The following is a 13943-nucleotide window of genomic DNA, read 5'->3' as shown; positions in this document are numbered from 1 at the left end:
ATAGGGCAGATCGGCGGACTTGATCAACGCGGCGATTCGGCCCATTCGATTGGCATGAGCGCCCAGGAGCACGATTTCCGCCATCTCGACCGCGCCGGCCGCGCCACGGCGGGACTGGCGCGCAGCCCCCGCCTTGCCGTGATGCTCACTATCGGTGCGGGCGTCGTGCTTGCCTGGTGGATCCTCGCTGCCATGGCTATTCGCGGCGCCGAAAGCCGCGTTGCCGGCGGCGCTCCGGGCGATGCGCTGCTGAAGAACCTGCCGCCATTGCCGCTGCCGGATTTCCTCGACCGTTTCTTCGCTTTGTGCCTTGCGCCGGCGCCGCTTTCAGGCTCGTTGGCGGCGTCGGCGCTCGTCCTGATGTGGTTCATAATGGCGGTGGCGACGATGCTGCCCTCGGCGGCGCCGATGATCCGCACCTATTGCGAGATTGCCGATACCGCCCGGATCAAGGGCGAGCCCGTCGTCCATCCGCTGATTCTGGTGATGGGATTTCTCGCGACCTGGCTTGCCGCCTCAGTGCCCTTCGCCGCGCTGACGCTCATAATCTATGGCTTTGCCGCCGCGGGACAGGTGCTCGATCCCGTCGTCGGGATTGCCGGGGCCGCCGCCTTGGCGATCGCCGGCCTCTATCAGTTCAGCGGCTTAAAGCAGGCGTGCCTCAAGAGATGCCGCAACCCGTTCTCGATCCTGTTTGCCAACTGGAGCGCGAAGCCGGGGCGTGTCTTTCGCCTGGGAGTGGAGCAGGGCGTCTGGTGTCTCGGCTGTTGCTGGGCGCTGATGCTGGTCATGTTCGCCGTGGGCGCGATGAACATCTTCTGGATGGCGCTGATCAGCCTGTTCGCTTTGATCGAAAAACAGACCGCGGGCAGGGTGGCCAGCCAGGTTTCCGGTGCGATACTGCTTGTGTGGGCCGCCGCCCTGCTATTAGTTTCCGCGTGAGGGAGATTTCGATGGCCGATCAGAGCTGGGCGATGAAGGGAGAGCTGGTACTCTCCTGCAATTGCACGGTTTTCTGCCCCTGCGTTCTGTCGCTCGGCAGCCATCCGCCGACCGAAGGCTATTGCCAGACGTGGGCCGGGTTCCGCATCGACGCCGGCCATTTCGGCGAGGTCGATCTTTCCGGCCTTAATCTTGGTCTGGTCATGGAAATCCCGGGCTATATGAGCCGCGGCAACTGGAGCGCCGGCCTGTTCATCGACAAGCGCGCCTCCATCTATGCCGTGAAAGCCCTGACAAAAATCTTCACCGGCAAGGCGGGCGGGACCACTTCGCTGCTGTCGATTCTGGTTGGAAACTTCCTTGGCGTGGAACAGGTGCCGATCACCTATGAGACGCGTGACAGGACGCGCGTTTTCCAGATACCGCGGATTATCGACGGCGCGGTGACGCCGATACCCGGCAAGGACCGCGATAAAGACACCGTCATTACCAATTCCGAATACTGGATCGCACCGGAAATCATCGTGGCGAAGTCCGACAAGAGCAAGATGCGCGCCTTCGGCCGCAATTGGAATTTCGCCGGCCGTTCGGCCGAGATATGTAAGCTGGATTGGCGAGGCCCGTGAGCAAGAACACAGCGGCCCGGAATGCGGCCAAGAAAATCGCGGAGCGGATTCCGCGGCCGAAGAAGAAAGTGACGTGGCCGCAGGCGCGGGCGTTCTCCGTGCACCTGCTGACTGCGTCCGGCTCGTTCCTCGCCTTCCTCTCGCTGGTGGCGGCGAGCGAGGGACGCTGGACGGCAATGTTCTGGTGGCTGGGGCTGGCGCTCTTCGTCGACGGCATCGACGGCCCGATCGCTAGGAAACTCGAAGTCAAGGAGATCCTGCCGACATGGTCGGGCGAGCTGCTCGACAACATCATCGACTACGTGACCTACGTGCTTATTCCGGCCTTCGCGCTCTACCAGCGCGGCTTGATGGGCGAGAACCTGTCGTTCCTGTCGGCGGCGATCATCGTCGTCTCCAGCGCGATCTACTACGCCGACACCGGCATGAAGACGAAGGAGAACTTCTTCAAGGGGTTCCCGGTCGTCTGGAACATGGTGGTGTTCACGCTCTTTGTCATCGAGCCGGGGCAGTGGGTTTCCTTCGCCGTGGTCGTGGTCGCCGGTATTCTCACCTTCCTGCCGATCAACTTCATCCACCCGGTACGGGTGGTGCGGCTCAGGCCGGCCAATCTCGGCATGACGCTGTTATGGTGCGCCTTCGGCGCGCTTGCATTGGCACAGGCCGCACTTGCCTCGTTCTATGACAAGATCGGGGTTCTGAGCGAGCAGGTCAGTATCTTCACCAAGGCCGGCATTACGGTAACCGGCCTCTATCTCGCCTGCATCGGGGGCATCATGCAGATGTTCCCCAATCTTGGCGCCAGGAAATCCTGACTCGATATCCAGCTTCCGTCCTTTTCCGAGAAAGTTGAGCAATGTCCAAAGCGATCCGCATTCACGCCCATGGCGGCCCCGAGGTCCTGACCTATGAGGATTCGGATCCCGGCCAGCCGGGCGCCGGGCAGATTCTGATCAGGCATACCGCGATCGGCCTCAACTTCATCGACGTCTACCATCGCTCGGGCCTCTACCCGCCGCCGGGCGGGTTTCCGCTGATTCCGGGCGGCGAAGCGGCGGGTGTGGTGCTGGCCGTTGGCGTCGGCGTCGACTGGCTGAGGCCCGGTGATCGCATCGCCTATGCCGTCAATGTCGGCGCCTATTCGGAAGAACGCGTGATCGCCGCCGACCGCGTGGTCAAGGTGCCGGACGGCATCAGCGACGAGCAGGCGGCGGCCATGATGCTGAAAGGCATGACGGCCGAATATCTGCTGCGCCGCACCTATAAGGTGAAGGCGGGCGACACGATCCTCTACCATGCCGCGGCCGGCGGTGTCGGCCTGATCCTGGGCCAATGGGCAAAGCATCTCGGCGCGACGGTGATCGGCACGGCGAGCTCCGTCGACAAGGTCGAGCTCGCCAAGGCACATGGCTTCGACCATGTCATCAATTACAAGGAGCAGGATTTCGTCGCCGGCGTCGCCGCCATCACCGGCGGCAAAAAGTGCGACGTCGTCTATGATTCCGTCGGCAACGACACTTTTCCCGCTTCGCTCGACTGCCTGAGGCCGCTTGGCATGTTTGTCAGCTTCGGCCAGTCGTCCGGGCCGATCCCGCCTTTCCCGATGTCGCTTCTGGCGCAGAAAGGCTCGCTCTATGCGACCCGCCCGACAATCTTCGTCTACAACGCCAAACGCGAGGACCTTGTGGCCTCGGCGCAAGCGCTGTTCGAGGTAGTGCTGAGCGGCGCCGTCGAGGTTAAGATCAACCAGCGCTACGCGCTGAAGGACGCGGCACAAGCGCAGTCCGATCTCGAGGGCCGCAAGACGACGGGCACAACCATCCTCATCCCCTAACCCGCCTGCCTTGTTTTTCAGCGCCTTGCCGCGCCTCAAGGCAGTGGTTTCCCCGACAAGCTTACTGGTTTCCCTCTTGCCCTGAACAGGCCTATCTTACCCCTTGAGTTTCCGCTGGAATTCTTGAAGCTCTTTCAAGTTGCGTGCCGCTTTCCGACCGAAGCCGGCCGCGCATACGATACCAGCGGGAACACAGAACATATCCGGGTAACTGGATGGGAGGCACTGTGAGTGCAAATCATGACAGGGCGAACCTGCTGGAGGTTCGTGGCCTTACGAAGATTTTCGGCACGCTGGCGGCGTGCAACCATATCGACCTCAACATCGCGAAGGGCGAGATCCACGCCCTGCTCGGCGAGAACGGCGCCGGCAAGTCGACGCTGGTGAAGATGCTGTTCGGCTCGCTGGAACCGAATTCGGGTGAAATTTTCTGGAACGGCCAAGCCGTCAGGATCACCAGCCCCGGCCTCGCCAAGAAGCTTGGCATCGGCATGGTCTTCCAGCATTTCTCGCTGTTCGAAGCGCTGACGGCGGCCGAGAACATCGCGCTTTCGCTGAACGACGGCTCGCCGATCAGCGCGATTGCCGCGAAGGCGCGGGCGCTCTCCTACAGCTACGGCCTGCCGCTCGATCCGGAATCGCTGGTCGGCGATCTTTCCGTTGGCGAGCGCCAGCGCATCGAGATCATCCGTTGCCTCTTACAGACGCCCCAACTCATCATCCTCGACGAGCCGACTTCGGTGCTGACGCCTCAGGAAGCCGACAAGCTGTTCGAAACGCTGGAGCGGCTTCGCGCTGAGGGCAAGTCGATCCTTTACATCTCGCACCGGCTGGAAGAGGTCAAACGCATCTGCGATCGCGCCACGGTGCTGCGCCACGGCAAGGTCGTCGGCCACTGCAACCCGCGCCAGGAGACGGCCGCGTCGCTAGCCCGCATGATGGTCGGCAATGAGGTCAAGGCAGTGGTGCGCGCGCCGGCCAAGGGCATCGAGACCGCGCCGGCATTGCTGGAGATCCACGGGCTTACCCGCAAGCCCGCGACGCCGTTCGCCATTCCGCTCAAGAACATCAATCTTTCGGTACGCGCCGGCGAGGTGATCGGCATCGCCGGTGTCGCCGGCAACGGCCAGGGCGAGTTTTTCGAATCCGTCTCCGGCGAGGTGCTGCAGCAGGATCCCGGTTCCGTGCGCATCCGCGGCAAGGATGCGGGCGGCGTGTCGATCACCGGCCGGCGGCTGATGGGCGCCGCCTTTGTGCCGGAGGAACGGCTCGGTCACGGCGCGGCGCCGCGGATGAAGCTTTCGGAGAACCTTTTGCTGTCGCGCCATGCCACCGACGGCAAGTCCTTCGTCGGCTCCGGCGGCATGGTCAGGAACGGTTCCGTCTACAGTGCCGCCCAGCGCATCATTGCCGCGATGGACGTGCGCAAGAGCGCTCCCGATCCGGAGGCCGCGGCGCTGTCCGGCGGCAATCTGCAGAAGTTCATCGTCGGCCGCGAGCTCGACCGCAAGCCGAGCGTGATGGTCGTCAACCAGCCGACCTGGGGCGTCGACGCCGGTGCCGCCGCCCATATCCGCCAGGCGCTGATCGAGCTTGCCCGCAGCGGCTCGGCGGTTCTGGTCATCAGCCAGGACCTCGACGAATTGTTCGAGCTATCGGACGCGATCGCGGTCATGCACAACGGCGAATTGTCCGCGCCGCTGCCGATCGCCGAAGCCACCTTCGAGAGGATTGGCCTGTTGATGGGCGGGGCCGAGCCCGGCCACGCCGAACACAGGATGGAGACGGCATGATGCGCCTCGAACTGGTCAAACGCCCGCAGCGCTCGGCGCTGTTTTCGGTGCTCTCGCCCTTCATCGCCTTCGCGCTGACGATGATTGCCGGCGCCATCATGTTCGCGTTGCTCGGCGTCAATCCGCTCAATGCGTTCAAGGTCTACTTTGTTCAGCCGATCAGCGAGGTCTGGCAGCTGCATGAACTGGCCATCAAGGCGGCGCCGCTGATCCTGATCGCCGTCGGCCTGTCGGTTTGCTACAAGGCCAACATCTGGAACATCGGCGCCGAAGGCCAGTTCATTCTGGGCGGCATCTTCGGCTCGATCATCCCGGTGCTGTTCCCCGAATTCGAAGGTCCGCTGGTGCTGCCGCTGATGCTCTTGCTGGGCATGGTCGGCGGCGCCCTCTATGCGGCCATCCCGGCGCTGCTGAAAACCCGCTTCAGCACCAACGAGATCCTGACCAGCCTGATGCTGGTCTATGTGGCGCAGCTTTTCCTCGACTGGCTGGTGCGCGGACCGTGGCGCGACCCGCAGGGCCACGGCTTCCCGCAGACCATCCAGTTCGGCGACTCGGCCGTCCTGCCGGAATTGATGCCGGATGCCGGCCGCGCCAATTGGGGCTTCGTCTTCGCGCTGGTCGCCGCTGTCACGGTCTGGCTGATGATGAGCCGCATGCTGAAAGGTTTCGAGGTCCGCGTGCTGGGCTCGAGCCCGAGGGCAGGGCGCTTCGCCGGCTTCGGCCTCAGCAAGATGGTCTTCTTTACTTTCCTGCTGTCCGGTGCATTGGCTGGCCTTGCCGGTATCTCGGAAGTCTCAGGCGCCATCGGCCAGCTACAGCCGGTGATCTCGCCCGGCTATGGCTTCACCGCCATCATCGTCGCCTTCCTCGGGCGGCTCAATCCGCTCGGCATCGTCGCGGCAGGCCTGGTGCTGGCGCTGACCTATCTCGGCGGAGAGGCGGTGCAGAGCGCGCTCGGCATCTCCGACAAGGTGGCGCGCGTGTTCCAGGGCATGCTTTTGTTCTTCGTGCTCGGCTGCGACACGCTCATTCATTATCGCATTCGTCTGATCGGCTTTGCCGCGCCACAACTCGAGGCCGCGCCCAAGCTGGAGGAGGCACGCTGATGGACATCACCGTCAACATCCTTTTGACCATCGCGACCGCGGCGACGCCGCTCTTGATCGCGGCGATCGGCGAGCTGGTGGTGGAACGCTCCGGCGTGCTCAACCTCGGCGTCGAGGGCATGATGATCATGGGCGCCGTCGGCGGCTTCGGCGCGGGCTATCTTACCGGATCTCCCTGGATCGGGCTGCTTGCCGCAATCGTCGTCGGCGCGCTGTTTTCGCTGCTCTTCGCCGTCATGACGCTTTCCCTGGCGACCAACCAGGTGGCGACCGGCCTGTCGCTTACGCTGCTCGGGCTTGGCCTCTCCGGCATGATCGGCACCAGCTTCGTCGGCCAGCCTGGCGTCAGGCTGCCGAACCTCGACATCCCCGGCCTGAGCTCGATACCGGTCGTCGGCAAGCTGATCTTCGGCCAGGATCCGTTGTTCTACGTCTCGATCGGGCTCACCGCCGCCGTGATGTGGTTTCTGTTCAGGACGCGCACTGGCCTGACGCTGCGCTCGATCGGCGACAGCCACGTGTCGGCGCATGCGCTCGGCATCAAGGTCATCCGCTACCGTTACCTCGCCGTGATCTTCGGCGGCGCTTGCGCCGGGCTTGCCGGCGGCCACCTGTCGCTCGTCTACACGCCGCAATGGGTCGAGAACATGAGCGCGGGACGCGGCTGGATCGCGCTGGCGCTGGTGGTCTTTGCGTCCTGGCGTCCGTGGCGGGTGCTGGCCGGCGCTTACATCTTCGGCGCGGTGTGGATCGGCCAGCTTCATGCACAGGCTTTCGGCATTCCTGTGCCCTCGCAGTTTCTTTCTTCGCTGCCCTATCTGGCAACCATCGTGGTTCTCGTTCTAATCTCGCGGAACAAGCGGCTGACGATGATGAACACGCCGGCTTCGTTGGGGCAGCCATTTGTTCCGGATCGTTGACGACAACAAAAAGACGGGAAGCTCCAAGGCTTAACTCAGAGAGGTAACACGATGAAGAAACTGCTTATTGCGCTGATGACCACGGCCGCGGCCCTGTCGCTGGCGGCAACCGCCGAGGCGGCCGACAAGCTGAAGGCCTGCTGGGTTTACACGGGGCCGATCGGCGACTTCGGCTATTCCTATCAGCACGACCAGGGTCGCCTCGAGGTGGAGAAAGCGCTCGGCGACAAGGTCGAGACCGCCTATCTCGAGAACGTCTCGGAAGGCCCGGACGCCGACCGCGCCTTTGAGCGCCTGGCGCGGGAGAAATGCAAGATCATCTTCGGCACATCGTTCGGCTTCATGGACGCCGAGGTTAAGGTCGCCAAGAAGTTCCCGAAGGTGATGTTCGAGCACGCAACCGGCTACAAGACCGGCGACAATCTCGGCATTTACAACGCGCGCTTCTATGAAGGCCGCTATGTGCTCGGCCAGATCGCGGCCAAGGAATCGAAGAAGGGTCTTGCCGGCTATATCGTCTCCTTCCCGATCCCGGAAGTGGTGATGGGCATCAACTCCTTCATGCTCGGCGCGCAGTCGATCAATCCGAACTTCAAGGTGAAGATCGTGTGGGTCAATACCTGGTTCGATCCGGGCAAGGAAGCCGACGCCGCCAAGGCGCTGTTCGACCAGGGCGCCGACATCATCGTCCAGCACACCGACTCGACCGCCCCCCTGCAGGTCGCCGAGGAGCGGAAGCTGCATGGGTTCGGCCAGTCGTCGGACATGATCAAATTCGCGCCGAACGCGCAGCTGACCTCGCTCACCGACGAGTGGGGCCCGTATTACATCAGCCGCGTGCAGGCTGCCCTCGACGGCACATGGAAGCCGGACAATGTGTGGCTTGGCATCAAGGATGGCGCCGTCAAGCTCGCGCCCTTCACCAACATGCCTGACGACGTGAAGGCAATGGCGGAGGCGACCACCAAGAAGATCGCCGATGGCTGGAACCCCTTCACCGGCCCGGTGGCGAAGCAGGACGGCTCGCCCTGGCTGAAGGACGGCGAGGTCGCCGACGACGCCACGCTGCTCGGCATGAATTTCTACGTCAAGGGCATCGACGACAAGCTGCCGCAGTAAACAGCAGCCTGGCATCAAAACAAAAAGGGCGCCCCACCGGCGCCCTTTCATTTTCAGTCAATCCGCTTGTCAAACGGCCGAGCCGTAGAGATCGTAGGCGTCGGCGCGCTCGACCTTGACCGTGACGATCTCGCCGGCGCGCAGCGGCCGGCGCGACTGGATATGCACGGAGCCGTCGATCTCGGGGGCGTCATATTTGGTGCGGCCCTTGGCCGAGGTGCCATGCGCCTCGTCGATCAGCACCGGCAGCCGCTTGCCGACCTTCCTGGCCAGTTGCGTCGCCGAGATCTTCTGCTGGCGCTGCATGAAGCGGTGCCAGCGGGCTTCCTTGATCTCATGCGGCACTTGTTCCAGGCCGAGGTCGTTGGAGCGCGCGCCCTTGACCGGCTCATATTTGAAGCAGCCGGCGCGATCGATCTTCGCCTCGTCCAGCCAGTCGAGCAGCATCTGGAAGTCGTCTTCCGTCTCGCCGGGGAAACCGACGATGAAGGTGGAGCGGATGGCGAGATCCGGGCAGACCTCGCGCCAACCGCGGATCCGCTCCAGCGTCTTTTCGCCATGAGCGGGACGGCGCATGTTCTTCAGCACCTGCGGCGAGGCGTGCTGGAAGGGGATGTCCAGATAGGGAAGGATCTTTCCCTCGGCCATCAGCGGAATGACGTCGGCAACATGCGGGTAGGGGTACACATAGTGCATGCGAACCCAGATGCCGAGCTTGCCGAGCTCCTCTGCAAGGTCGAGGAACTTCGCTCGCACCTCGCGGTCGCCGAACATGCTCGTCTGGTATTTGATGTCGATGCCATAGGCGCTGGTGTCCTGCGAGATGACGAGGATCTCCTTGACGCCGGCCTTGGCGAGCTTTTCGGCCTCGCGCAACACGTCGGCCGCCGGGCGCGACACGAGGTCGCCGCGCAGCGCCGGGATGATGCAGAAGGTGCAGCGATTGTTGCAGCCTTCGGAAATCTTCAGATAGGCGTAATGCCGCGGCGTCAGCTTCACGCCCTGGGGCGGCAGAAGATCGATGTAGGGATCATGACTGGGGGGAGCCGCCTCATGCACCGCCGCCATCACGCTCTCATAGGCCTGCGGGCCGGTGATCGCCAGCACATTGGGATGCTTCTCGCGAATGACTTCCGGCTCGGCGCCGAGGCAGCCGGTGACGATGACGCGACCGTTTTCGGAAAGGGCGGAGCCGATCGCGTCGAGCGACTCGTCGCGCGCGGAGTCGAGAAAGCCGCATGTGTTGACGACAACGAGGTCGGCGCCATCATGCTTGCGGGCGATCTCGTAGCCTTCAGCGCGGAGCCGCGTGATGATGCGCTCGGAATCGACGAGCGCCTTCGGGCATCCAAGGCTGACGAAACTGACACGAGGGGCAGACATAAGCTTTTCCAGGTTTTTCGGGATCGGCGGCGCCATACCACACTAATTGCGGCATTGGTATGGGCTGGTCCTTGCTGCGGCAAAACGCAATGCCAGGACCCAGATCACCGGCCGGCCCAACCCGCGTCAGGTGGCGGCAGTCAACTCACCGCGTTGTTGACGTGCGGCCAGATTTCCATCGCGCCCCTGTAGACCATGTCGAGCGCGACATAGAGGATGATCAGCAGGCCGATATAGGCAATCCAGCGGTAACGGTGCAGCAGCCGCGCAATGAAGCTGGCGGCAAGGCCCATCAAGCCGATCGACAGCACGAGGCCGACGATCAGCACCCAGAAATGATCACGCGCGGCGCCGGCGACGGCCAGCACGTTGTCCAGCGACATCGACACGTCTGCGACGACGATCTGCAGCGCCGCCTGGCCAAGCGTCTTGCGCGGCGCCTTGCCGGCAACCGCCTTGTCGCTGTCGAGATCGGAATTGGCGAGCGCCTCCGTCGCCTCGTGCTCGTCGGCATGGGAGGTGCGCAGCTCGCGATACATCTTCCAGCATACCCATAACAGGAGGATGCCACCGGCGAGCAACAGTCCGACGATTGCAAGCAGCTTGACGGTAACCGCCGCGAACAGGATGCGCAGCACCGTCGCTGCCACCACGCCGATCAGAATGGCTTTTTTGCGCTGCTCCGTCGGCAGGCCGGCGGCCGCCAGTCCAATGACGATGGCATTGTCGCCCGCAAGCACCAGGTCGATCGCGATGACCTGGACAAGGGCAGTCAGGCTTGCGGCGCTGAAAATATCCATCGTCTGGAGCCTTCCTGTTTGCGGAATGTCGATCTTCGAATGTTCTAACGCCGGAGCGATTCACCGTTTGATGCGATCGCGTTCTAAGTCTTTGTTTCCACGCAATTCCAGCGGGAAAAACAGCTGCGCGCTTTTTCCTGGAATTGCTCTACGTGCATGGTTCCTGCACGTCAAGAGAACTCACGAAACAAGCGGTTGCCGCTCGTCTGGTTCCATTGGGTTCAAATGAGTTTGCACTCGAAAGGCCGGTTTGCGCGCAGCCGACCGCGGCAGTCGGTCAATCGTAAAGGTTGTATTTTGCCCAGTCGGTTTCCGGGATCTCGTCACCGATCTTGTAGAGCAACTGCAGCACCTGCATATGGTCGGGCGCGGTCTGGCACTTGAACTTCAGCCGGAACCATTGACCCTTGCTGCGAAAGGCGGCGCCGGGGCTCCTGATCGCGTCGGCGCTCATCTGGGGCGTGGCGAAGGCATAAGCCACCACACGGTCGGCCTTGAATTTGCGATCGTCGTGGCTGATCCGGTCGAGCACCTCGGCGTCGCAACGCTGTTCGAGACGAGTCTGCGGATCGAGTTTCAGCAGGCCGGCACGAAGTGCGTTGTCCATCGCCTTGGCCGGCCAGGCCAGCGCCAGAGGCGCCAGAACCATCAGGCAGAGCTTTTTCATGGGCGCGACAAGCAGCATATTCTGTCTGAGAAATCAACCAAACGCACGCGCTTGTGACATGGGTGCCGGGCCGGCCGGGCCAGCCTTGGGCTCAGGCCAATCTCGGGCGTCGGCGACTGGGCTACTGCCTTTGTTCCGGGGGTTCCGCGATGAAACGATCTCCGCTGCCGAAGAACTGTCAAGCAGCCTGTCAGACTTGCGTCGTATACAGCAGGGACTCTAGAGCCTCTTTTTCTCCTCGTCGGGCAGCACTATTGTTCCTTGAAAGTGCTGGAGCACAATCCTGCCCGGTTTCGCAGGCTCAGCCGCCGAACAGATTTGCGTGGGAATACTAAAACGAAGAACCGTCAGCGATGAGGTTTACCTGCTTGCCGGATCCGTGTGACCAATGGATGGTCTATGATGTATTTTTCGACCTTCCGGCGGAATTGTCGGGCCGACTGCTGCTTGGATTAACGCGAAAGGGCGCAGAGCATTTAACTGAGCAAGCGAACATAAAAACTGTGTCGACGTGCCTGACGATGGAAACCGGCCCCGGTGGGAAGGCCGTTAGCCCGAAAGCACTTTACCAAAAATGTTTCGCTGCAGGGTAGCGCTATAGGTTCCGTGGTTTGCAAGATGATCCCATACGGAGAAACAGGCCGTGAGCGCGGCCAGAGCAAGAATCATGCGCATTGGAACTCCCCACGGCGCCCGAAAACGTCCAATGGTAAGTTCGCGTCAGATTGGAGGCTATTGCCAATATAGTGGGTGACCCTACACCGATCGCGGTATACTACAGCAAGCGGATAGCAGGGCGAGCCACGCGGACCTTGCGCAGCCGCCGGTACTTTCCTGGTGACTTAGCGAGCGATAGCTAGCCCGATACCGATGCCAACCCCCACGGCGACTCCTAAAAAGAGCTTGCTGGCGAAGTCCAGGGCGAACGCGCGCACAGCCGTATAAATATCTGCTCGGGGCTGCCTGACAGCAGCCGCAAGGTCATCGAACATCGCTTCCATAGGTTGCCACCCGCGATTTCTTCGACCTGCAAGACTAGATCAGTTCTGGTGAGATGGGAATTCCTCCGATCCATCAAAATTTAATGATCACGAAAGCTCGTTGGTAGGCACGTGTGGTAACGGTTGATTCAACCATTGCTGGTATAAAACAAGCCAGGTGGCGGCCCCGACAGAGGGCGGGGGGTGCTGGGCCTGCCGGAGCCGCCGGCGCGGGAGTGGGCGCTACCCGCGCTGTCCCAGAATAGGACAGCGCGGGTCTACAATTAGTTAAAGCTAATAGAATTTTGCCGGCGTACCGCCGCTTTGTGTCGGCTGTCCGCCAGCGGTGTGTCCGCCCCCCGCCCGGCAACGTGCGGCTGAGGGGCGCAAGCCGCTGACCCGTGAGGTCATGAGTCTGGTGCGCTCCTGAGATCGGTCCGGACAAGAAACCTTGGACGCCATGTGCCCTGACGCGGGGCGGCCCAGCAGGCTGGCGGGGTAGGCCAGCAAACGCCGGGCCTGACCGGTGGGCTCGGGGGCGAGACACAGCACCGGCTGCCGATAAATATACGCTTGTGCTGATATGGCCGGTACATATCAAGAAGATGATGCCAAAGCAGCCTAAAGGGGCCTCAGCGCACGAAAGGATGCGGCAGAGCCGCCAACCTGCCGTAGCCAGCTAGTGAAGCTTGCCCTTCGGAGGCTTGGCGGTCAGCCACTTCAATTTGACGTTGTTAAGCTCTTGTTCGAGCTCCAGCGCGAGCCGGACGATGGGGTCCGGAATGGAAATCACGTCTCTCCCGCCCTTTGCCACCTGCGTCTTCGCCGAAAGCTCCGAGACTGGTTTGGATCCGACCGATTTCGACAGCAGTCGGGACAGGTGCTCCCGCTGCAAAGCATGAACCTCTTCCAACAGGCTCAGGAACCTCAACGCATCCACTGTCGGCAGCCTGTTGGTTCTCAAGCGGGCAATCCGCTCGTGCTGACGCGCGATGTGCCGCTCGCCATGTCGAACATGACGCTGCGCCATACTGATGTGGTCTTCGAGAGACATGGCGCACAACGCGAAAACAGGCATCTCGTTCCTTCGGCAGGATCTTGCAGGACAATCGGATGGGCACGGGACGCACCCAAGGCTCGCCGGACCAATAACGCAAAGCAGGATTGGCGCAGATGGCCGTCCACAGCGAAACGGTCGCCGCGCAGGAGATGATATGCCGATGGGGTTAGGACTGTGGCGGAGGGAGTGGGATTCGAACCCACGGTGAGCTTGCGCCCACGCCGGTTTTCAAGACCGGTGCCTTAAACCGCTCGGCCATCCCTCCATCATAGTCATTCAACCACTTACGATCGTCGCTATCGGTCAATTTTCAATGGTCGGCGCCAAATTGACGCCGAGGCATTTGCGACCGGCTCGCGCTTCATTGCTGTAGTGCGGCGGTCAGGGCTGCGTCAACCACCGCGACGTGCCTTCCTGCGGTCGGGACAGACGATGCATTGCCCGGCTGCCCGGTTGGCCGGGCATTTTTATGTCTGTGGCGAAAATGTCACGCAACCAGAATATGCGGCGGCTCAACCTTAGCGCGCTTATTATCCAGCCAAACGAGGCGTACCGTCCTTAGCGGGCAAGGGGACGACCCAGACCGCAAGCGTCTCTCACTTCCTCCCGAACTAGCGCCCGCTACGGAAAACGTGGTGGGCGTCTTCTTGTCCAGTCCGACGGCAACGCCTCCGGCTAGGCGCGAAAGCGTCTCCCAACTGATCCGTGAA

Annotated in this window: 12 protein-coding genes and 1 tRNA gene; 8 read left to right on the top strand and 5 right to left on the bottom strand. The window is 62.2% G+C overall.

Features of this window, described 5'->3' with window-relative positions:
- Positions 1-54 precede the first annotated feature (54 nt).
- The 8 genes from CK221_RS10605 to CK221_RS10570 all read left to right on the top strand — a co-directional run bounded on the left by CK221_RS10605 (position 55) and on the right by CK221_RS10570 (position 8343).
- Positions 55-942, top strand: coding sequence for a DUF2182 domain-containing protein (locus tag CK221_RS10605; RefSeq protein ID WP_095777676.1), 888 nt, complete (start codon positions 55-57; stop codon positions 940-942).
- Positions 943-953: 11 nt separating this feature from the next.
- A complete protein-coding gene (locus CK221_RS10600; RefSeq protein WP_066989810.1) occupies positions 954-1568 on the top strand; it encodes a DUF1326 domain-containing protein in 615 nt (204 codons plus the stop codon).
- The gene (gene pcsA / locus CK221_RS10595; RefSeq protein ID WP_095777806.1) at positions 1565-2383 is read left to right on the top strand and encodes a phosphatidylcholine synthase; all 819 of its coding nucleotides are present in this window, start codon (positions 1565-1567) and stop codon (positions 2381-2383) included. The genes CK221_RS10600 and pcsA overlap by 4 nt, the downstream gene beginning before the upstream one ends.
- A gap of 41 nt (positions 2384-2424) precedes the next feature.
- Positions 2425-3402 carry a quinone oxidoreductase gene (locus CK221_RS10590; RefSeq protein WP_095777675.1) on the top strand — a complete coding sequence of 326 codons (978 nt, stop codon included), beginning with the start codon at positions 2425-2427 and terminating at the stop codon, positions 3400-3402.
- Between the two features lie 215 nt (positions 3403-3617).
- Positions 3618-5195, top strand: coding sequence for an ABC transporter ATP-binding protein (locus tag CK221_RS10585; RefSeq protein WP_176477824.1), 1578 nt, complete (start codon positions 3618-3620; stop codon positions 5193-5195).
- The gene (locus CK221_RS10580) at positions 5192-6304 is read left to right on the top strand and encodes an ABC transporter permease (protein ID WP_095777674.1); all 1113 of its coding nucleotides are present in this window, start codon (positions 5192-5194) and stop codon (positions 6302-6304) included. The genes CK221_RS10585 and CK221_RS10580 overlap by 4 nt, the downstream gene beginning before the upstream one ends.
- Positions 6304-7224, top strand: coding sequence for an ABC transporter permease (locus CK221_RS10575; protein WP_095777673.1), 921 nt, complete (start codon positions 6304-6306; stop codon positions 7222-7224). The genes CK221_RS10580 and CK221_RS10575 overlap by 1 nt, the downstream gene beginning before the upstream one ends.
- 51 nt (positions 7225-7275) lie before the next feature.
- Entirely contained in the window at positions 7276-8343 is a 1068-nt protein-coding gene (locus tag CK221_RS10570) for a BMP family ABC transporter substrate-binding protein (RefSeq protein ID WP_095777672.1), read from the top strand.
- Positions 8344-8412: 69 nt separating this feature from the next.
- Here CK221_RS10570 and rimO read toward each other — a convergent pair whose 3' ends face one another.
- The 5 genes from rimO to CK221_RS10545 form a co-directional block, all read right to left on the bottom strand.
- Positions 8413-9726 (bottom strand): 30S ribosomal protein S12 methylthiotransferase RimO, encoded by a 1314-nt coding sequence (gene rimO / locus CK221_RS10565; RefSeq protein ID WP_095777804.1) that lies wholly within the window; start codon positions 9724-9726, stop codon positions 8413-8415.
- Positions 9727-9866: 140 nt separating this feature from the next.
- Positions 9867-10526: a TerC family protein gene (locus tag CK221_RS10560; protein ID WP_066989793.1), complete on the bottom strand. Its 660-nt coding sequence runs from the start codon at positions 10524-10526 to the stop codon at positions 9867-9869.
- Between the two features lie 277 nt (positions 10527-10803).
- The gene (locus tag CK221_RS10555; RefSeq protein WP_066989790.1) at positions 10804-11211 is read right to left on the bottom strand and encodes a DUF930 domain-containing protein; all 408 of its coding nucleotides are present in this window, start codon (positions 11209-11211) and stop codon (positions 10804-10806) included.
- 1641 nt (positions 11212-12852) lie between these two features.
- Positions 12853-13251: a hypothetical protein gene (locus CK221_RS10550; RefSeq protein WP_095777671.1), complete on the bottom strand. Its 399-nt coding sequence runs from the start codon at positions 13249-13251 to the stop codon at positions 12853-12855.
- A 157-nt stretch (positions 13252-13408) separates the two neighbouring features.
- Positions 13409-13498: transfer RNA gene (locus tag CK221_RS10545), tRNA-Ser, on the bottom strand.
- Positions 13499-13943: the final 445 nt, after the last annotated feature.

Source organism: Mesorhizobium sp. WSM3868 (assembly GCF_002294785.1).
Taxonomy (GTDB): Bacteria; Pseudomonadota; Alphaproteobacteria; order Rhizobiales; family Rhizobiaceae; genus Mesorhizobium.
This window is presented reverse-complemented; position numbering and strand designations above follow the sequence as displayed.